15 protein-coding genes are annotated in these 19,598 nt (G+C 72.6%); 4 read left to right on the top strand and 11 right to left on the bottom strand.

Annotation, left to right across the window (positions count from 1 at the left end; translation table 11 throughout):
• The 9 genes from BUB75_RS42200 to BUB75_RS42155 all read right to left on the bottom strand — a co-directional run.
• Positions 1–1,190, bottom strand: a 1,190-nt coding sequence (locus BUB75_RS42200) for a DUF222 domain-containing protein (RefSeq protein WP_178380123.1), incomplete at its 3' end; no start/stop codon positions are given.
• Positions 1,191–1,881: 691 nt separating this feature from the next.
• Positions 1,882–4,839: a glycosyltransferase family protein gene (locus tag BUB75_RS42190; protein WP_073266179.1), complete on the bottom strand. Its 2,958-nt coding sequence runs from the start codon at positions 4,837–4,839 to the stop codon at positions 1,882–1,884.
• Between the two features lie 25 nt (positions 4,840–4,864).
• On the bottom strand, positions 4,865–5,587 hold the full coding sequence (locus BUB75_RS42185; RefSeq protein ID WP_143175769.1) for a ferredoxin reductase: 723 nt from the start codon (positions 5,585–5,587) through the stop codon (positions 4,865–4,867).
• Position 5,588: 1 nt separating this feature from the next.
• On the bottom strand, positions 5,589–6,185 hold the full coding sequence (locus BUB75_RS42180) for a sulfite oxidase-like oxidoreductase (RefSeq protein ID WP_073266175.1): 597 nt from the start codon (positions 6,183–6,185) through the stop codon (positions 5,589–5,591).
• Positions 6,182–7,600, bottom strand: a complete 1,419-nt coding sequence (gene der / locus BUB75_RS42175; protein WP_084742462.1) for a ribosome biogenesis GTPase Der — start codon at positions 7,598–7,600, stop codon at positions 6,182–6,184. The genes BUB75_RS42180 and der overlap by 4 nt, the downstream gene beginning before the upstream one ends.
• A complete protein-coding gene (gene cmk, locus BUB75_RS42170; protein ID WP_073266173.1) occupies positions 7,597–8,313 on the bottom strand; it encodes a (d)CMP kinase in 717 nt (238 codons plus the stop codon). The genes der and cmk overlap by 4 nt, the downstream gene beginning before the upstream one ends.
• Before the next feature lie 113 nt (positions 8,314–8,426).
• The gene (locus tag BUB75_RS42165; protein ID WP_218618107.1) at positions 8,427–9,122 is read right to left on the bottom strand and encodes a DUF4352 domain-containing protein; all 696 of its coding nucleotides are present in this window, start codon (positions 9,120–9,122) and stop codon (positions 8,427–8,429) included.
• A 78-nt stretch (positions 9,123–9,200) separates the two neighbouring features.
• The gene (locus tag BUB75_RS42160; RefSeq protein WP_143175768.1) at positions 9,201–9,611 is read right to left on the bottom strand and encodes a hypothetical protein; all 411 of its coding nucleotides are present in this window, start codon (positions 9,609–9,611) and stop codon (positions 9,201–9,203) included.
• A 29-nt stretch (positions 9,612–9,640) separates the two neighbouring features.
• Entirely contained in the window at positions 9,641–12,172 is a 2,532-nt protein-coding gene (locus BUB75_RS42155; protein WP_073266171.1) for an AAA family ATPase, read from the bottom strand.
• Positions 12,173–12,332: 160 nt separating this feature from the next.
• On the opposite strand from BUB75_RS42155, the gene BUB75_RS42150 reads away from it, so the two are divergent.
• From BUB75_RS42150 to BUB75_RS42135, 4 genes are read left to right on the top strand one after another with little or no spacing between them, the layout of a single operon-like run.
• Positions 12,333–13,148, top strand: coding sequence for a hypothetical protein (locus BUB75_RS42150; protein ID WP_073266169.1), 816 nt, complete (start codon positions 12,333–12,335; stop codon positions 13,146–13,148).
• 57 nt (positions 13,149–13,205) lie between these two features.
• Positions 13,206–14,339 (top strand): hypothetical protein, encoded by a 1,134-nt coding sequence (locus BUB75_RS42145; RefSeq protein ID WP_073266167.1) that lies wholly within the window; start codon positions 13,206–13,208, stop codon positions 14,337–14,339.
• Positions 14,336–15,802 carry a hypothetical protein gene (locus tag BUB75_RS47470; protein ID WP_073266164.1) on the top strand — a complete coding sequence of 489 codons (1,467 nt, stop codon included), beginning with the start codon at positions 14,336–14,338 and terminating at the stop codon, positions 15,800–15,802. Before BUB75_RS42145 ends, BUB75_RS47470 begins: the two co-directional genes overlap by 4 nt.
• Positions 15,793–17,127 (top strand): AAA domain-containing protein, encoded by a 1,335-nt coding sequence (locus BUB75_RS42135; RefSeq protein ID WP_073266196.1) that lies wholly within the window; start codon positions 15,793–15,795, stop codon positions 17,125–17,127. Before BUB75_RS47470 ends, BUB75_RS42135 begins: the two co-directional genes overlap by 10 nt.
• A 7-nt stretch (positions 17,128–17,134) precedes the next feature.
• Here BUB75_RS42135 and arfA read toward each other — a convergent pair whose 3' ends face one another.
• Together arfA and BUB75_RS42125 are read right to left on the bottom strand one after the other, a co-directional pair.
• Positions 17,135–18,712, bottom strand: a complete 1,578-nt coding sequence (gene arfA / locus BUB75_RS48360) for an arabinosylfuranosidase ArfA (RefSeq protein WP_073266194.1) — start codon at positions 18,710–18,712, stop codon at positions 17,135–17,137.
• A gap of 5 nt (positions 18,713–18,717) precedes the next feature.
• The gene (locus BUB75_RS42125; protein WP_073266162.1) at positions 18,718–19,596 is read right to left on the bottom strand and encodes a carbohydrate ABC transporter permease; all 879 of its coding nucleotides are present in this window, start codon (positions 19,594–19,596) and stop codon (positions 18,718–18,720) included.
• Positions 19,597–19,598 lie beyond the last annotated feature (2 nt).

The following is a 19,598-nucleotide window of genomic DNA, read 5'->3' as shown; positions in this document are numbered from 1 at the left end:
GGCGGCAGCCAGGTGGCCGGCAGGTTCGCGTCCGCTAGTCCCGCCCCGGCCATGGCTGCCTCTGGCAGGCCCGTGCCGGGGAGGCCCGTGCCGGGCAGGCCCGTGCCGGGGAGGCCCGTGCCGGGGAGGCCTGTGCCGGGGAGGCCGGTGCCGTACGGGGGGCTGTTGTCGGGTGCGGTTTGGTGGGCGGATTCTTCTGTCCAGACCGCGAGGACGGTGTCCCAGTCGATAGCCGCCTCGATACCGGCGGCGGGATCCGCGGCGTCGTCTGGGCGGGTGGCCCAGTCCGGTGGCACCGGAACCGGGTCATCGTCCAGGTACGCCCACTCCGCGGTGAGGGCGTCGTCACCGTCGAACCGGACCGGGGCCAGGCGCCGTCGTTTCCGGCCCGCCCGGCTGCTCTGCTGCAGATCCCGGGCGTGCACCAGCACCGCCAGATGCGGCTGCTCACCCCCATGAGTCGGAAGATGCGCGGTGTCCAGCCCGAGGCGGAACAGCTCCGCCAGCGCGTCATGACGACGCTGACACGGGCTTCGGTCGTCTTCGGTGTCCCGCCGGCCCGAAGCGGCATTCAAATACGTCTGCGCCAACGCACCGGCCTCCGGAGTCAACGTCCCGGCCAAATCCCACGTTCCGCCAAAGGTCTGCGCGTTGTAGACCGCACGGTCGGCCTCATCCGGCTCCCCACCGTCGCCGTCATCGTCCTCGGTTTCCGGGCGCAGATACGCCTCGATCCGCCTAGAGACGTGCTTCAACGCGGCCGGGTCCATCGTCAACGCCGGACCCAGCAACGCCTCCACCGCCTCACCCGCCAGGTCCGGACCGACCTTCTTCGCTAACCGGGCGGCGACCAGCACATGCGCCCGCGACACCCGACCCGCCCGGAACGCCTCCGCGAACACCGGATCGTCGGACAGATACCGGGCCACGTCCACCAGCTCCGAGGACTCCACCGGCGACACCTGCAACCGGGCCCGCAGCCACGACTTGGTCGACACCGCTCCGTCGTACTCCACCGCACCCCGCTGATGCACCACCCCCACGGTCGCGACCAGCGCGGCGTCGACCTGCGACCGAATCCGATACAACTCCCGCACCCGCTCACACAAGGCCCCGTCGGAGCCGCCGGTGAAGTCCTCACCAGCAACGACGGCCGCCGCCGCGGCTAACCGTCCGAGCCCTGTGTCCATACCCGCAACCCTATTCATCGCACACCCGTACGGGTATCGGGTGAACGGTATACCCCGGCCCTATGCCGATCGGTGTAACGCCCTGCTCGGAGGCACGACGACGGCACTGGTCGCCGCCGGCAACCGGGTGTCGACGCGATCCAGGTTCACCTCCTCAGCACGAAGTACGCGTCCGCGTCGACGTCATCGGCGCTGCGGTGGTACTTGTGCCGCATCCCGTAGCGCTCCGCCGCCGGCGAACCGCGTCGAGCAGCAGCGACGGACGATCATCGATCCACGGCCAGCCGATCAGCACGGACTGGCCGCCGGAGAGGACGACGCTGCGGTCCGCGAGGCCCATCCCCGGCTGCGCAGCCCGTAGTCGACGCCCGGCTGGCATCCGCCGAGACGAAGGTTCGCTCGAACACCGAGCGGACGTAGCGAAGGCAGGCCGGAAGCTCCGGGGCGCGGCGATCCGGGAGTCCCGGTATCCGGCTCAAGTCGGGATCGTAGATCCCGAGCACCGTGCTGTGGACGTCGTCCAGCAGACGAGGTTCCACGGCCGCGCCGCACACCGACCGCAGTACGTTCTGCAGGCTCCAGCAGGTCACCCAGCGCGCGGGTTTCACGCCGTAGAACGCTTCGAGCGCCGAACCTGGCACCCTGCCGTCTGCAGGGTCAGCCGAAAAGAATTCGCTCCCTCGGCTGGGCGTCAGGCGTCGACCGGAGTAGGAGTCTCGGCCGGAGCGGACGCCGGCGCCCCCGTTCCAACAGCCCGGCGACGGCGCAGGTGGATCCACTCGCCTCCCACCGCGACAACCACCAGAACGACCGTGCCGACGCTCACCCACGCGCCGAGGGCGGCGTACCGCGGCGCGTACCTGAAGGCGACGATGTGCCGCCCGGCCGGGACGTGCACGGCCGCCAGCCCGTGGTCCGCCCGCACGAGGTCGGCGGCCGTCCCGTCGACCGTGACCGCCCAGGTCGGCTGGATCGCGTCGGCGAGAACCAGGTATCCGGCGCCCTCGGCGTCGACGGTCAGCCGCATCTCGTCGAAACCGTCGGTGTGCCAGCGGACGTCGGCGGGCCTGCCGTCGGTGACGCCGCCCGGGGCGTCGAGCACCACGGCGTCGGAGGCGACCGAGCCGTCCGCGAGCAGGTCCAGGCGCTTCGCCGCGTCCGGCTCCACGATCGTGGCGGACGCCCAGCGGGCGCGCGGCAGCGCGGTCGTCCGCTGGTAGATCACCGCGTTCTCGACGTAGACGAGCTTCAGCCCGTCGTTGGTGCCGGCGATCGTGGACACCGCGGGGGCACCGTTCCGCCCGGCGACCACGAGCGAACCGCCGCGCACCGTGATCTCGGCGGTGAGCGTGGTGCCGCGCGGCACGTCCTCGGCGGCGATCGGGACGTAGAACGGCGTCCCGGCGCTGATCGCACGGTCCAGCCGGTCGGCCGAGGCCACCTCGCGGTCGCTCGCGTCGCGCAGAACGACCGAGATCCGCAGCGTGTGGGTGGCGGCGATCCCCGCCGTCGCCGGGGTGACGCCGATGCCCCGGATCGGGCCGCTGACCGGGACCCGCACGGTGACCGGCCGGTCGGCGGACAGCGTGTGCGTCGAGCCGTCTCCGGTGTCCTCCGTCTCCACACCGAACGGCTTCTGGGTCGGCGGGGTCACGTACTCGGCGATCGACAGCCGGTCGAGGATCGGGCTGGTCGGCGACGAGCCGTTGTTGAGCGGGTCCGGCCAGAGGAACGTCGCGGGTTTCGGCGGCGCGCTGAACTGCTCCCCCGGTAGCTTCTCCAGCAGCTCGGCGAATCGGGTCTCGACGAACGAGTGGCCCTGCAGCCCTCGCAGCCGGTGTAGCGAGTGGACGCCGCCGAGCACCGCGCCGGTCGAGCCCCAGAACCGCTCGTGGCCGAGGTTGGCCGCCAGGTGCTCGTGCACGCCGCTGACCGGGTAGAAGTCCTTCGGGTCGGTGTGCGGGTAGTAGTTCTGCACCCAGAGCAGGCCCTGCCAGGCCACCAGCAGCGGGATCAGCGCGGCGGCAAAAAACCGGCGGCGCGGCGGCGCGAACCACAGCCAGGCCGCCGCGCCGAGCGCGGCCAGCACGAACGCGACGCCGTTCTCCAGCTCGTCGTGGAGGAAGCCGAGGTGCGGGCCGCCGCCCGCGAAGCCCCATGCGGTGTCGTGGACCAGCGCGTACCGCCGCGCCCTCAGGTACAGCACGCCCCCGACGGCGACGACACCGGTCCACACCGCCACGCCCCACAGCGGCCGGAGGCGGTCGCGGCCCGGCACGCGATCCCGCGCCCGGTCGAGCAGCAGCCGGCGGCGGTCGCGGCCCGGCACACGATCCCGCGCCCGGTCGAGCAGCAGCTGGAAGCCGACCGCGGCCAGCACCGCGATCCCGAAGCCGAGGATGCTGCGGGCGCGGTCGACCGCGTTGTCCGAGAACAGGTACGGCAACCTCTGCAGTAGCGCCAGCGGCGGCCCGCCCAGGTAGATCACGACGCCCCAGGCGCCGGTCGCCGCCACGAAGAACCACCAGGTCGCGCGGGGCAGCGCCACCCGGCCGGAGCGGGCCAGCGCCACCGCGACGATCGCGAGCACACCGACCCCGGCCCCGACGTACGAGACCTCCTCGAGGAAGATCCGAGCCTCGTACCAGTACGGGCCCTGATCGGGCCGCACCGTGCCGAACACGTACGGCGCGATCGTGGTGAGCAGCACCTGGGTGGGAATGTGGTCCTCGGGCGTCTGCGCCCGGCCGCGCAGCAGGACCGTCGACATCGTCGACACCCAGGGCACGAGCTGGATCGCGACGAGCGCCGCGCCCGTACCCACACCCACCAGCGCCCGGATCCAGACGCCCATGGTGCGGCCCACCCACCCGTACTCGGCCACCGCCCGGACGACGACGTAACAGGAGCCGGTCGCCAGCGCGTAACCGGTGACCGCGGGGAAGCCGCCGAGCAGCATCGCGGCGACCGTGAGCGCGACCAGCGCCGCGTCCCGGATCCGCCGGTTCTGGATCACGCACTCCAGCGCCCAGAACAGCGCCGGGATGAACGCGGCGACCCTGGTCTGCGGCCAGTTCAGCCAGACGACCATGAACGCGCTGGTCGCGTACGCCAGCCCGCCCAGCAACGCCGCTGGTTTGCCGAGCCGCAACCGCCGGAGGAACAGGTAACAGCCACCGACCGCGACGACGATCTGCAGGAGCAGCACGTAGGCGGGCGCGAGCCAGGCCGGGAGGAACCAGAACGGCAGCGCGACCGGCGACGCCAGGCCGGCGTTCGGCGTGCCGCCGAGCGTCTCGCCGCCCAGGACGTACGGGTTCCAGGACGGCCACTCGCCGTCGCGGATCGCGTCGCCGAACAGCGCGGCGTTCGGGATCGCCGCGTCGACCGTGTCACCGAGGTCGTACGTCTGCCGTTCGACGCCGAGCAGCTGGCCGTCGGTGTACGGGCTGACCCGGCCCAGCAACCCGGTCTCGGTGAGCGAGGTCTGTCCCCAGAGCGGCGATCCGATTCCGGCGAGCGCGAACGCACCGATCGCCAGGACCACGACCGTGACCAGCGCGTCCGGTCGCCGCCGACGGCGCAGGTGTGAGGCGGGTTCGGCAGCGGCTTCGAGACGTCGGATGGCCAGTTCCTGGGTCGAACTCATCGGCCCGGGACGCTACCATCCGTGACTACTTACCCGCGGGTCCGAACCGCTCGGTGCGGATCGCGGCCGGGTCGTGACCGGCGTTTACCAGCAGGTTCGCGACGACCTCGACGAACGGCGTCGGGCCGCACACGTACATCCGCGGCTTGTCGTCCGGGGACCAGGCGGTCGCGGCGAGTAACCCCGCGTCGACCCGCCCGGCCGGCGTGGGCCATTCCGGTGGCGTCCGCCGGGTGTAGGCGTAGGTCACCTCGAACCCGAGCCCGGGCAACTCGTCCCGGTAGATCGCCTCCTCCGGGCTCCGCACCGAGTACAGCAGCCGGAACGGAACCGCGCTGCCGACCTGGACGCGGGTGCGGGCCATCGCCATCAGCGGCACGATCCCGGACCCGCCGGCGATCAGCTGCACCGGTTGTTCGTCGGCCGGACGCCAGACGAAGTACCCGCCGACCGGGCCGCGCAGCTCCAGCGGGTCGCCCACCTGCAGCACATCGGTCAGGTACGGCGAGACCTCACCGTCCTCGACGCGCTGCACGGTGATCTCGACGCGACCCGCCGCCGTCGCCGACGCGATCGAGTACGACCGCTCGGTGGAGTAACCGTCCGGCGCGGTCAGCCGGATGTCGAGGTGCTGGCCGGCGAGGTGCCCGGTCCACTCGGGGACGTCGAGCACCAGCGTCTTGGCGGTGGCCGTCTCCTCGCGCACCGCAGCGACCGTGCCGACCTGCCAGGTCAGCCGTCGGACCACGTCAGTCCCCCTCGTAACGCTGCTCGCGCCACGGGTCACCGTAGTTGTGGTAGCCGTTCTCCTCCCAGAAGCCCGGCTCGTCCTCGAGCAGCAACTGGATGCCCCGCACCCACTTCGCGCTCTTCCAGAAGTAGAGGTGCGGGACGAGCAGCCGGGCCGGGCCGCCGTGCTCGGGTTCGAGCGGCTCGCCGTCGAAGCCGAACGCGATCCACGCCTTGCCGTCGAGGAGGTCCTCCAGCGGCAGGTTCGTGCTGTAACCGCCGTAGGAGTAGACCTTCGCGTACTCGGCCTCGGTCTCGACGTTCTCGAACAGCGTGTCCAGCGACACGCCTTCCCAGTCGGTGTCGAGCTTCGACCACTTGGTGACGCAGTGGATGTCGACGTGCGGCGTCTCGTGCGGGAGCGCCTGGAGGGCCTCCCAGCCCCAGCCGTGGATCGCACCGGTCTCGGTGGTGATCGCGAAGTTCCAGTCCGCGAGGTCGACCTGCGGGGTAGGGCCGTAGGTGAGGACCGGGAAGTCCTCGGTCAGGTACTGGCCGGGGGGCAGCTCCCGGTGTTCCCGCCTACGCCCACCGAAACCAGGAGAAACAAAGCTCATCTGCGCCGTCGCTTTTCCTTGATCCGCACCGAGATCTGAATCGGCGTACCGGCGAAACCGAAGTCCTCGCGCAGCCGACGCTCGATGTACCGGGTGTAGGCCACGTCGACGGGGCCGGTGGTGAACAGCACGAACCGGGGCGGCTTGTTGCCGGCCTGGGTCGCGAACAGGATGCGGGTCTGCTTGCCGCCCCGCACCGGGTGCGGATGCGCGGCGACCAGCTCACCCAGCCAGGAGTTGAGCCGCCCGGTCGGGATGCGCTGCTCCCAGCCCTCCAGCGAGGTGTGCAGCGCCGGGGCCAGCTTGTCGACCGCGCGACGGGTGCGGGCGGAGATGTTGACCCGCGGCGCCCAGCGGACTCGCTGCAGGTCACGGTCGATCTCACGCTCCAGCAGCTCGCGGCGGTCCTCGTCGAGCAGGTCCCACTTGTTGAACGCGAGCACGAGCGCGCGGCCGGAGTCGATCACGGACGTGATGACGCGCTGGTCCTGCTCGCTCAGCACCTCGCTGGCGTCGAGCAGGACGACCGCGACCTCGGCGGCCTCGATCGCCGCCGCCGTCCGCAGGCTCGCGTAGTACTCCGCGCCGCTGGCGAACGTGACCTTCTTCCGCAGCCCGGCGGTGTCGACGAAGCGCCACACCTCACCGCCGAGCTCCACCAGGCTGTCGACCGGGTCGACCGTGGTACCCGCGACCGCGTCGACCACCGCGCGGTCCTCCTGCGAGACCGCGTTGAGCAGGCTGGACTTGCCGACGTTGGGGCGGCCCACCAGCGCGACGCGGCGGGGCCCGCCGGTGCCGAAGCGGCCTTCCGGCGGCGCGTCCGGCAGCACCTCGAGGACCTTGTCGAGCAGGTCACCCGAGCCGCGGCCGTGTAGCGCCGAGACCGGCCACGGTTCGCCGAGGCCGAGCCGCCACAGCTCGGCGACGTCAGCCTCGCCCTTGGTGTCGTCGACTTTGTTCGCGGCCAGCACGACCGGCTTGCCGCCGCGCTGCAGCACGCGGGCGACGGCGAGGTCGGTCTCGGTGATGCCGACCCGGGCGTCGACGACGAGCAGGACGGCGTCGGCCACGGACATCGCGTACCGGGCCTGGCTCGCGATCGCGGCGGCGCGGCCCTGGGCGTCGGGTTCCCAGCCGCCGGTGTCGACGAGCGTGAACCGGCGTCCGTTCCAGACCGCGTCGTAGGCGACCCGGTCCCTGGTCACGCCCGGGACGTCCTGCACGACCGCCTCGCGGCGGCCGAGGATGCGGTTGACCAGCGTCGATTTGCCGACGTTGGGCCGGCCGACGACGGCGAGCACCGGCAGCGAGCCGGGAGCCTCACCCTCGTCGTTCTCGTCGCCCTCGAGGTGCGCCAGCTCGGCGTCCGAGATGTCGTATTCCTCGACGAGCTGCGTCCAGTTGTCGCTCATCGGATCCCCGCTCCCGCCGTCTCCGAGACGACCCGGAGGACGGTGGCCACGACCTGGTCGAACGTCAGCGCGGACGTGTCGATCTCGACCACGCCGTCGGCCGCGGCCAGGAAGTCGACCACGGTCGAGTCGCGCTTGTCCCGGGTCGCGACCTGGGCGTGGGTGGCGGCCAGCGCGTCGGCGTCGTCGGTGCCGTGCAGCTCACGGGCGCGGCGCGCGATCCGCGCGTTCTCGTCCGCGGTGAGCAGCAGGCGCACGTCGGCGTCGGGAGCGACGACCGTCGTGATGTCGCGCCCCTCGGCGATGATGCCCGGGCCCTTCTCCTCCGCGAGGATGGCCTGCTGCCGGGCGATCAGGTCGGCCCGGACGTCGAGGTTCGTCGCGATCGCCGAGACCGACTCGGAGATCCGGGTCTGCCGGATCGCGCCGGTGACGTCGACGCCGTCCACCGCGATCCCGGGAGAGGCCGGGTCGGTGGTGATGTCGAGCACCAGCGCGCGGCAGAGCGTGGCCACCGCGCGCCGGTCGGCGAGGTCGACGCCGCGGTCGAGCGCCGCCCAGGTCACCGCGCGGTACATCGCGCCGGTGTCGAGGTAGCGCAGGCCGAGCTGACGGGCGACGGCACGGCAGACGCTGGATTTACCCGACCCGGAGGGGCCGTCGACGGCGATGACGCCCCGGAATCCCGGGTGCGCCGTCTCGGGTGTACTCAACGCCTGACCTCCTCATACGCCATGAACGTTCGCTGGCGCAGAGCGGTACTGCCGTCGACGCCCCTCCTATCATGCCCGGTCGGGCCGCATCCTCCGAACGCGGAGCGTCCGGGTCATCCGACGCTCACCTCGACGCCGCCGGAGAACGGCGAGTCGTGCAGCTCCAGCGTCGCGAGCTTCTGCCCCTTCGGGATGTCCCAGACCAGCGTGCCGTTGACGCTGTTGCCCGGGTTGATCTGCTCCAGGAACGTCTGCCCCTCGGAGTTGACGTAGATCGAGGCCTCACTGTCGGCGGCGTACTCCTGCCCCTGCGCGTTGTGCGCCTTCTGCGAGGAGGCGTCGAACAGCTGCGCGACGTCGCCGATGTTCTTCACGGTGACCGCCACCAGGCAGAACTGCCCCTGCGCGGTCTTGTTCAGGTACTCGGTCCCGACCGTGGTCTTGCCGCACTGGACGGACGTCACCGTGAACTCGAACTTGCCGTCCCGGACCGGGGTGTTGAGCCCGGCGGGCTTCTCCTCGCTCTTCGCGCTCTGCTCGGGAGCGTCGCCGCTGGGCGCCGCCGCCGTGTCGGTGCCGGCACCGCTGCCGCCCCCGAGCGCCCCCACGAGGCCGCCCGCGACGCACAGCGCGAGGATGCCGAGGAAGACGAACAGCACGATCTTCCCGCCGCTGGTCTTCTTCGGCGGCGGCGCGCCGTAGCCGCCCGGGCCGACCATCGCGCCACGGGGCGGGTAAGGCTGGTGAGGCGGCTGGGGCTGGTGCGGCTGGTGGTACTGCGGCTGCTGGTACGGGTCGTACGCGGACATGACTGAACCCCTTGGGTTTATCGAAATGGAGAAAACGAATTCCGCAGCGGCGGGCCACAGGCCGCGGCCCGCCGCCGCTCACCCCACCGCCGGTGCGCGCCCCTCCAGCGCACCGACGGTCCCGCGCACCTCGACGTAGAGGTGGCGCAGCTCGCCGGCCGTGGGTGCCAGCTCGTAGCTCCGGTGGTGCCCGGCCCGGGAGAGGGCCCACCAGAGGTAGCTCGCCCGGCCGGTCAGCGCCGGGCCCGCGTGCTCGGTCAGCATCAGCAGCTGTGCCCGGCGGTTCCGGCAGCCGGCGACCGCGGGCAGCGTGCGCTGCCAATAGGCGTCCAGGGCGGCCTCCAGCGCGAGCCGGAGCAGCCAGACGCAGATCCGCGGCCAGACGCCGGGAGTCCCGGCCACGGCCCGCCGCAGAACGTCCTCGGCACCGGCCAGGTACCCGCCCGCCGTCACTTCCGGCCCGGAGGTGGCAGCGGGCCCCGCCGTCACACCCGGCCCCGGCGTCGCACCGGGCCCCATCACTTCCGGCCCCGCAGCAGGGCGGTCAGCCGGGTGGTGTCGGCGACCAGCTTGGGCAGGTCACCGGAGTAGCGGCCGTGGGTGCCTTCCTTGCACGCCCGGAACGCGTCGGCTGCCCAGCCACCGGCGCGGTTCAGCCGCGGCAGCACCCGGCCGCCCGCCGCCGGATCGTCGAACAGCGCCAGCGCGGCCACCTGCGTGGTCGGCCCGGCCGCGCCCAGCACCGCGTCCACGTCGCGGTGCGGCTGACCACGGTCGATCCGGACCCTCCGGACCTGCTCGTGGCACGCGGCCTCGACCGCCGAGCGGCAGAGCGCCGCGACCACCGGCCCCCGCACGTCCTCGGTGAGCTCGTCGGTACGGGCGAGCGCCCGCGCGTCGTCCAGATACCGGTCGACCGGGTCGTGGTTGGCCCGGATCTCGATCCGGGAGTTCTCCCGCCGGGTGACCTCGAGGATCCGGCCACCGAGCCCCAGCCGCCGGACCGCCTCGGGCAGCCGGTCGTCGTGGGTGAACACCACGACCTGGCGGTGCGCGGCCAGCCCGGCCAGCACCCGGGCCAGGCCGTCGACCTTGGCCGGGTCCATGCTCTGCACCGGGTCGTCGACGACCAGGAAGCGGAACGGGCTCTCGGTGGCCACCGCCCGAGGCAGGAACACCGCCAGCCCGAGCGCCTGCAGTTCACCCTGGCTCATCACCGCGAGCGCCGGTGCGGCCGCGCCGTCGACCGCGGCCGGGAAGCTGACCCGCCGGCGGGTGCTCGACCCGTCCAGCGTCATGCCGGCCAGCTCGACGTTGCTCTCCTGCCGCAGCGCCTGCCAGATCTGCTGCGACCGCTCGGCGAACGGGGCGAGCCGGGCGGCCCGCAGCTCGCCGATCGCGCCGCGCAGCCACTCGATCGCGGCCTTCAGCTCGGTCAGCGGCTGTTTGGCCGCGGCCGCCTCGTCCGCCGCGGTCAGCCACTGCTGCAGTGCCGCGGCGGGGCCGCGCCAGGCGTCGTGCCGGTCCCGCAGCCAGGCCGCGACCGCGTCCGTGGTCCGGTCGACCGCGTCCCGCAGCCCGGGGTACTGCAACCGCAATTCGGACGCCAGGCGCAGCGGATCGTCGTCGGGATCAACGGTGCGCCACCGCACCAGCGCGTCCAGAAGCCCCGCCCGAACCTCCGCCGGCACCCCCTCCAGCCCAACCAGCCCGCCCCAGCCGTCCGAACCGCCCGCGGCGCCCGGGTCTCCCGGGCCTCGCGTCCCGTTCGGGCCTCCCGGGCCGTCCGGCAGGACGGCGCGCACCCTCGCGAGCAGATCGCGGGCCTTCCGCCGAGCGTCGGCGAGCGATTTCGCGGCCTCGCGGGCGCCGGCCACCGCACGATCGGCCTGCTCCAGCCGGTGCCGCGCCTCGGCGGCCCAGTCGGCGTCCAGGCGGCCGGTGCGGCAGACCGGGCAGTCCTCGTCCCCGTGCGCGGCGTGCCGCCCGACGGCTAACCGCAGCAGCCCGGCCAGCTGCTCGACCCGCTCGGTCTCCGGACCCGTTCCCCCGGCGACCCGCCCGGCAGCGGACTCCAGCGCCGACGCCACGTCCTCGGCGTACTCGGCGCCGGGCAGCGGCGGCGCGGCCAGCAGACGCCGTGCGGCGGCCACCCCGGGCTCGTCCACGTCGTCGGCGCGCGCCAGCAGAGCGTCGATCCCCGCCCGGTCGGGCCGGGGACGGGCCAGCAGCCGCTCGGCCTCCCGCGCCCGCTCGTCGGTGCTCGCCGCCAGCAGCGCGAGCAGCTCCTTCTTCCCGTCCCGGACGGCGTTCTGCCGGGCGGTCAGCTCCCGGCGCACGGCCTTCAGCCGCTCGTCCGCGGCGGTGACCGGTTCGATGCCGAGCAGCGGGGCCAGCGCGTCGAACAGGTCGCTGGGCCGCGCGGCGATCAACCGGCCGAGGTCGTCGGCGGTCAGGAACGGCCGGTAGACCTCGAGCGGCCGCTGCCAGCCGAGCGCCGCGGTGCCGTCGTAGCGATCCGCACCGTGGCGGACCTCGACGGCTGCCTCCTCGGGCGCGGTCTCGTCCTCGCCCCAGGTACGCCGGATCCGGATCGGCCGGGCGTCGCCGTCGACCAGCGCGTTCAGCTCGATCAGGCCCGGCGACGGCACGTGCAGGTTCCGCCAGCCCGACCGGAACGTGCCGGACCGCTCGGCCAGGCGGGCGCTGCCGCCGGTGAGGGCCAGCTCGACGGCCTCGGCGAAGCTCGACTTGCCCGAGCCGTTACGGCCGACGATCAGCGTCAGGCCGGGCTCGGGCCGCAGCATCAGCTCGGCCTTCGGTCCCACGCCGCGGAACCCGGCGACCGTGATCGACCGCAGATAGACCGCGGCCTGCTCGGCGTCGGCCGCCGGACGTTCGGGAAGTTCCACGCGCTCACCGGCCAGCACGGCCCGGAGTTCGTCCTCGCCCGCGTAGGCCGCGAGCACCAGGTCAGCGGTGCGGTCGGCGACGTCGTCCGTCGTCAGACGGTCGAACAGTGCGTCAAGCAGTACGTGCTCTCGATCCATGTCTCCCCTCCGAGGGTGCGTCGTAGTCGCGTAGCGACGCCCATCGGGCCAGACCCGTTTACTGGAACATGCTGGAGATTATGGGGAGACATGAGCACGCAGCGCAAGAGGAAAACGCTGGGTCTTGCTGGAGAACACTGGAAGCGACTAGGTTCGAGGCGTGTCCGAGACCGCCGAGGCGCTGGAGCGCCGCATCGACGATCTGCGGGCGGCCGTCCGCCGGGCCGTCACCGCGGGCGACCGGTCACGCGCGCAGACGCTGCGCGCCGAACTCCGGCGCGCCGAACGCGAGTGGGACATGGCGCTGGACGCTCTGGCCCCACCCTCGGAGCCGGACCCCGACGAGCCGCCCCCCGCCGACCACCGCGCGGCCGCCGCCCTGCTCCCGCTCCGTGAGCAGGTCCACCAAGCGCTGACGATGCTCGGCGCACCGGCCGCGCCGAAGCTGATCGTCCAGGTACACGAGGCGTTCTCCACCGGCGAGATGACGTCCGCGCGGCTGACCAGCCTCCGGCGCGACGAGGAGCGCTCGTTCCGGTCGGCGCCGCACGCGCGGCCGTACTACCTCTGCGCGGCGCTCACCGCGGACCTGCTCGCGCCGGCCAGGGGCCTGCTCGCGGTCTCGACCTGGTCGATGTCCACCCGCATCATCGGGCCGCTCAGCCCCCGCGTCGACTTCCTCACCGCCGCAGCGCGGCTGGCCGAGGAGATCCAGCGCCTGGCCGACCCGGGTGCGGCGGCGCGCCGGCTGCTCTGGCGGTTCGCCGCGAACATCCCCGGCGCAGGCACCGGCCCCGACCGCATGACCCCGGAGGCCGTCGCCGCCGCCGCGCGCGCCGAACTCGCCCTACACCAGGACGCCGACCAGCGACATCGCGACTCCGCCGCGCGGCGAGCCCGGGACCAGCTCGACGAGGTCCAGCAGTTGTTCGGCAGCCGGTTCGTCACCGTCGCGGGCGGCGCGGGCAGCGGCTGAGTCACACTGTTCCCACCCGCCAGTCCGTTCCCCCGCGCTTCCCCGCGAAGGAATCCCGTGCCGAAGCCTCCCCTTCCCCCGCCCGATCCCCGCCTCGCCGTGCTGCGCGGTGGCACCCCGCCGAAGCGTCACAACGCCCGGACGATCGCGGCGCTGACCACCAACCCCGGCTGCGTCCGGCGCGCGGTGCTGGACACCGCGGGGATCGACAAGGACGCGCTGGCCCGGCACCTCGGCTTCCCCGCGCCGTTCGGTCAGTCGTCGTTCGCGATCACCCGCGGGAACTCGTTCGAGGCGCAGGTGAAGGCCGACGGCTGCGCGGAGCTGCTGACGCTGCTCCGGGACACGCTCGACCTCGACCTGACCGAGGTCGCCTACACCGACCTGGAGAGCGTCGGCGACAACACCTCCGAGGACGTCCGGAACGTCTACTCCGAGCAGCAGCTCGCCCACGCTGCCGGGCAGGGTGGCGGCACGCTCTTCGACCATCCGCTGCTGCGCCTGATCGTCGCCGGGCAGAGCGTCTACCTGGAGCCCGACCTGGTCGCGTTCCAGCACGACGGCGTCTTTCACATCGTCGAGATCAAGTCGTTCGCGGTGATCGACGGGCAGGCCGACCCGGGGAAGGTCGCGGCAGCCGCGATCCAGTCGGCGGTCTACGTTCACGCGCTCCGGCACCTGCTCGGACGGCCGGAGGCCGTCGCGGACGAGGTCGTGCTGGTCTGTCCGAAGGACTTCTCCAACCGGCCGGTGGCTACCAAGGTCGACGTCCGCAAGCAGCTGATCGTCCTGAACCACCAGCTCACCCGGCTGGAGAACGTCGATTCGCTGCTGAACGAGCTGCCGTCCGGCCTGAGCCTCGGCCTCGACCCGGACGCCGACGGCCGCCCGACCCGGCCGGTCAAGGAGCTCACCGCCACGCTCGACGAGATGCACGCCCGGTACGCGCCGGACTGCCTGGGCCACTGCGAGCTGGGGTTCTACTGCCGCGAGGAGGCCGCCGGGTACACCGACGCGCTCGGCACCGCGGTACGTGAGCAGCTCGGCGGCGTCGACACGGTCGCGGAGGCGCTGGCGCTGGCCGACGGGTCCTGGACGGGCGCCGACCACCAGGCGGAGGTGGCCGCAGCGCTGCGCACCACCGCACGCGTCTGGACCGAGACCCGCGCGACGGGCAGCGGAGCGGCATGAGCGCGGTCAGTGCCTACGGGCGGGCGATCGCGGTCGTCGACGGCGCCGCGCAGCCGATCACCACGGTCGCGCACGTGCACGTCGCCGCGCGTCCGCTGGTGTTCGTCCCGCTGGCGCTGGCCGGTGAGGCCAACGCGCCGCTGGCGGCGATGGTCGGCACCGACCCGTCCGCGCCCCGGTTGCTGATCGTGCCGCAGCCGCGCGACCGCGGGCTGCGGTTCGGGTTCGCGGCGGAGCTGGCCGACGTCGTGCTCGCGTACCTGGACGAGTTCCCGGTCGCCGAGGGTGAAGAGCCGACCGCGGAGGACGCGCCCCAGATCTGGGTCCCGAACGCCGCCGGCCTCGGGTTCCTCCGGCTGTTCGGACGCTCGACGCGTTTCCGCCGCACCACCGGGCAGTACCCGGTCGCCCCCGGGGTGCCGGTGCTCGGCCGCTGGCTGACGTGGTTCGCCGAGCGGTCGGAGTACCCCGGCGCGAGCACGCTGCTGGCTGCCACCGAGGTCCTCGCGGCACACTGGGCCACCGGGCAGAGCGCGCTGGAGGACGCGAACCTCGCGGCGCTGCTCGGCTGGATCGACCCGCCGCCGGGACGGTCGCCCCGGGAGGCCGCGCGCGACGCCGAGGACCCCCTGCTGTCGCCGCCCGCGGGCCCGTCGACCGACCCGTCGTTCGACAACGAGATCCTGGCGCCGGCGATCGCCGCTTACGGCGCGGCCCCGGACGGCTCGGCGGTCCAGGAGCGGGCGCGGACGAACCTGGAAAACGCGCTGCGCAGCCAGACCCGCCCGACCTGGGACCTGATCTGGCGGGCGATCGAGCTGCTGCGCGGGCTCACACCGGGCGCGTCGGTCGCCGGGCGGTGGGCGGTCGACCGGCGGCGGTTCGCCGGGTTCCACCAGTGGCTGGCCGAGGACGGGCCGCCGCAGGCCCGCCGCGACGGCGCGGTCGCCGCGGCGCGCCGTCTGCTCGCGCTGGAATGGGCGCAGCACGAGTACACGGTGTCGCGCTCGTTCGACGATCCGCTGGTGATGGCCGACTTCCGGGTGACCGGCGAGGCGTTCCGCGGCACGGTGGTCGAGCTGGACCCGGAGCGTCGCGTCGAGAACGAGAACGGCAACCTGGTGAAGCGGCCGCGGGTGGTGGTTCGCACCGAGGACCCGGTTCAGCTGGCGCCGGGCACGGCGGTCGGTTCGCCGGTCCGCCCGAAGCAGTTCGGCCGCATCCTCGAGATCACCGACGGGCTCGTGACGCTCGAACTCGACAAGGGCATCCGGCCGGCCAAGGGCGGCAGCGTGCTCGACGTCCTGCCCCGGGTCGGCGACGAGCTGACGTACACCAGCGTCCTGTCGTCCGGGAACCGCGGACCGGCGCTGCCGTCCCCGGAGGACACCCCGTGGACGCACGGCGGGCCGCCCGAGCCGTACGTGCCCACCGACGAGGACGCCGTGGAGGCCTGGGAGTGACCGTTCTGACGTCCGACCCCGCCGCCGAAGCCGCCCGGACGACCGACGCGATCCTCGCCGACCTGCGGTCCGGCACGTCTCGCGGGATCGTCGTCGACTCGCCGCCCGGCGCGGGCAAGTCGACGCTCGTGGTGCGTGCCGCCGTCGAGCTGGCGCGGGCCGGCGAGCCGCTGATGATCGTCGCGCAGACCAACGAGCAGGTCGACGACCTGATCGTCCGGCTCTCCGACGCGCTGGGCTCCGCCCGGCCGGACGCGCGGATCGGCCGCCTGTCCCGCGGCGGGTTCGTGGCGCCGCCCCGGATCGCCGACCTGCCCAACCTCGTGGTCTCCAGCAGCCTCGGCGACCTCAACGACCCGCTGGTGACGATCGCGACCGCGGCGAAGTGGGCGCACGTGAAGGACCGCGTCTGGCCGTGGGCGATCGTCGACGAGGCGTACCAGATGCGCTCGGACGCGCTGCTCACGCTGGCCGCCCGGTTCGAACGCGCGCTGTTCGTCGGCGACCCGGGTCAGCTCGACCCGTTCTCGACCGTGGAGAACGACCGCTGGCGCGGTCTGACCTGGGATCCGATGCAGAGCGCCGTCTCGGTGCTGCTGCGGAACAACCCCGACGTCCCGGTGCACCGGCTCCCGGTGTCGTGGCGGCTGCCGCACACGGCTCAGGACGTCGTCGCGTCGGCGTTCTACCCGTTCACGGGGTTCCGCACCGGCACCGGCCCGGGCGAGCGAGAGCTCGGGTTCACGGTCGCCCGCTTCGGCCGCAACGCCGAGGACGCCGTGCTGGCCAAGGCGGCCGAGAGCGGATGGGGCCTGCTGGAGCTCCCGCGGCGGCACACGATCCGCACCGACGGGGAGGCCGTGGACGCGGTCGCGGCGGTGGCCAGGCGGCTGATCGAACGCGGCGCCACCGCCCGCGACGGCACCACCGTCACGCCGATCGGCCCGGACCGGATCGCGGTCGGTGCGGCCCACCGCGACCAGGTCGCCGCGATCCGCAGGGCCCTCGACGACCACCCGCGCATCGTGGTCGACACCGCCAACCGGCTGCAGGGCCGCGAGTACGACGTCACGGTGTTCCTGCACCCGCTGTCCGGCCGCCGGGACGCGACCGCGTTCCACCTGGAGGCAGGACGGCTGTGCGTGCTGGCCTCCCGGCACCGGCAGGCGTGCATCGTGGTGGCCCGGGCGGGGATCCGCGACCTGCTCGACGCGCATCCGTCCAGCGCGCCGGTGCACCTCGGCGATCCGGTGAAGTTCCCGGACGGGTGGGCCGCCAACCAGACGATGATGGCCCACCTGGAGTCCCACAGCGTCCAGTGGTGACCCTCGCTCAGGAGTCGCGTGCCAGGCGCACGAGGTTCCAGGAGAGCGGCGGCAGCTCCACGGTGACCCGCCCGCCGTCGACGGCCGGCGGCTCGAGCGGCCGCGGAACGACCCGGTCGGGCTCGGCTTCCGTGTTCACCGCGTCCGGGTCGTCGTCGGCGAGCGCGACGTGCGACGTGACCCGGTACCCGGGCCAGGCCCGGAGGTCGACGTCCAGCGCGAGCGGCGTCGTCTGCGACCGGTTCACCGCGAACAACGACAATGAACTCTTTTCAACTTCACGTATTTCCGCAGGCTGAGCGCCGCCCGCCGGGGTCGGTCGAAAAGAATTCACGTCTTCGGACGCCGAGAGCACCGCCACCGCATCCAGCAGCGGCACCTCCCCCAGCCACTTCGTCTCGTACGTCGGCGAGACCGGCTCCACCCGCAGCACGGTGCCCCGCCCGTAGCGTGACGTCAGCGCGAACGGGTGGTACGTGGTCTGCTTCCACGCCCCGCCGCCGGGCGACGTCATGATCGGCGCGATCACGTTGACCAACTGCGCCTGACAGCCGATACGGACCCGGTCGGCGTGCCGCAACAGGCTGATCAGCATGTTCCCGACCACGACCGCGTCGGTGACCGAGTACACGTCCTCGATCAACGGCGGGGCCTCGCGAATGGCGAGGTTCGCCTCGCCCTCGAAGCGCTTGAGGTACCAGACGTTCCACTCGTCGAACGAGATGTTCACGCGTTTCGCACGGCGCTTCACGGCCCGGACGTGGTCCGCGGTGGCGATCACCGCGTCGATGAACCGGTCCATGTCGATGCTGCACGCCAGGAAGCTGTCCCGGTCGTCGCCGCGCTGCTCGTAGTAGGCGTGCATCGAGACGTAGTCGACCTGGTCGTACGTCTCGCCCAGCACGGTGGCCTCCCACGAGCCGAACGTCGGCATCGAGGAGTTCGAGCTGCCGCACGCGACCAGCTCGATCGACGGGTCGACCAGCCGCATCGCCTTCGCGGTCTCGGCGGCGAGCCGCCCGTACTCGTACGCGCTCTTGTGGCCGATCTGCCAGGGCCCGTCCATCTCGTTCCCGAGGCACCACGTGCGAATCCCGTACGGCTCCGGGACGCCGTTCTTCCTGCGCAGATCCGACCAGTACGTGCCGCCGGGCAGGTTGCAGTACTCGATCAGGTCCCGGGCGGCCTCGATGCCCCTGGTGCCGAGGTTGACCGCCATCATGGTTTCGGCGCCGATCCCGGCGGCCCAGCGCTGGAACTCGTCCACCCCGACCCGGTTGGTCTCGAGGGAGCGCCAGGCCAGGTCGAGCCGCGTGGGCCGGTCGGCGACCGGCCCGATCCCGTCCTCCCACTTGTACCCGGACACGAAGTTCCCGCCGGGGTACCGGATCAGCGGAACGCCCAACTCCCGGGCCAGCGAAGCCACATCGGACCGGAACCCGTCGGCGTCGGCACGAGGGTGCCCCGGCTCGTAGATACCCGTATACACACACCGGCCCATGTGCTCGACGAACGAGCCGTACAGCCGCGGGTCGACCTCGCCGACGGTGAACGCCGGATCGATGGTCAGCGAAGCAGGTAACACGTGGTTCACCCCTTGATCCCGGTGCCGGCGATGCCCTCGACGATGTTCCGCTGGAACAGCAGGAACAGCGCGACCAGCGGAACCGCCCCCAGCACCGCGGTCGCCATCGTGTCGGCGTACCGGATACCGAACGCGCCCTGCACGGTCGCCAACCCCACCGGGATCGTCATCAGATCCGGGTTGGTCAGCACGAGCAACGGCCAGAGCAGGTTGTTCCAGGCCATCACGAACGAGAAGATCGACACCGCGGCGACCGCGGGCCGGGACAGCGGCAGCACGATCTGCCGGTAGATCCGGAAGAACCCGGCGCCGTCGACGCGAGCCGCCTCCTCCAGGTCCGGCGGCAGCCCGTCGAAGAACTGCTTGAAGATGAACACCGCGATCGCGGTCGGCGCCTGTGGCAGCGCCACGGCCCAGAACGTGTTCAGCAGGCCCACCGACTGGAACTCGCGGAACTGCGGCACCATCAGCACCTGCGAGGGCACCATGATCCCGGCCAGGATGAACCAGAACAGCAGCGTCCGGTACCGGAACCGCATCCGGGACAGCGCGAACGCGGCGAGGCTCGCGGTCACCACGGTCAGCACCGCGGCCAGCGCCGACGCGATGAACGTCGACGCGTACCAGCTCAGCATGTCGGTGTCGGAGAGCACCCGCCCGAACGCGGCGAGCGTCGGGCTCTCGATCCACCACGTGGTGTTCACGGTCTCGGCGTTCGGCTTCAGCGCGGTGTCCACCGCCCACAGGATCGGGACGAGCCAGAGCAGCGCGAACGCGATCAGCACCCCGATGCAGATCCGGTTGAACAGCGCGACCCGGCGGTCGAACGTGGGCACGGCGACCGCGCGGGCTCGCAGCGGAGGCGCCAGCGTCTCGGAAACCACGA

Origin of the sequence: Cryptosporangium aurantiacum, assembly GCF_900143005.1 — a bacterium.
Classification (GTDB): Bacteria; Actinomycetota; Actinomycetes; order Mycobacteriales; family Cryptosporangiaceae; genus Cryptosporangium; species Cryptosporangium aurantiacum.
This window is presented reverse-complemented; position numbering and strand designations above follow the sequence as displayed.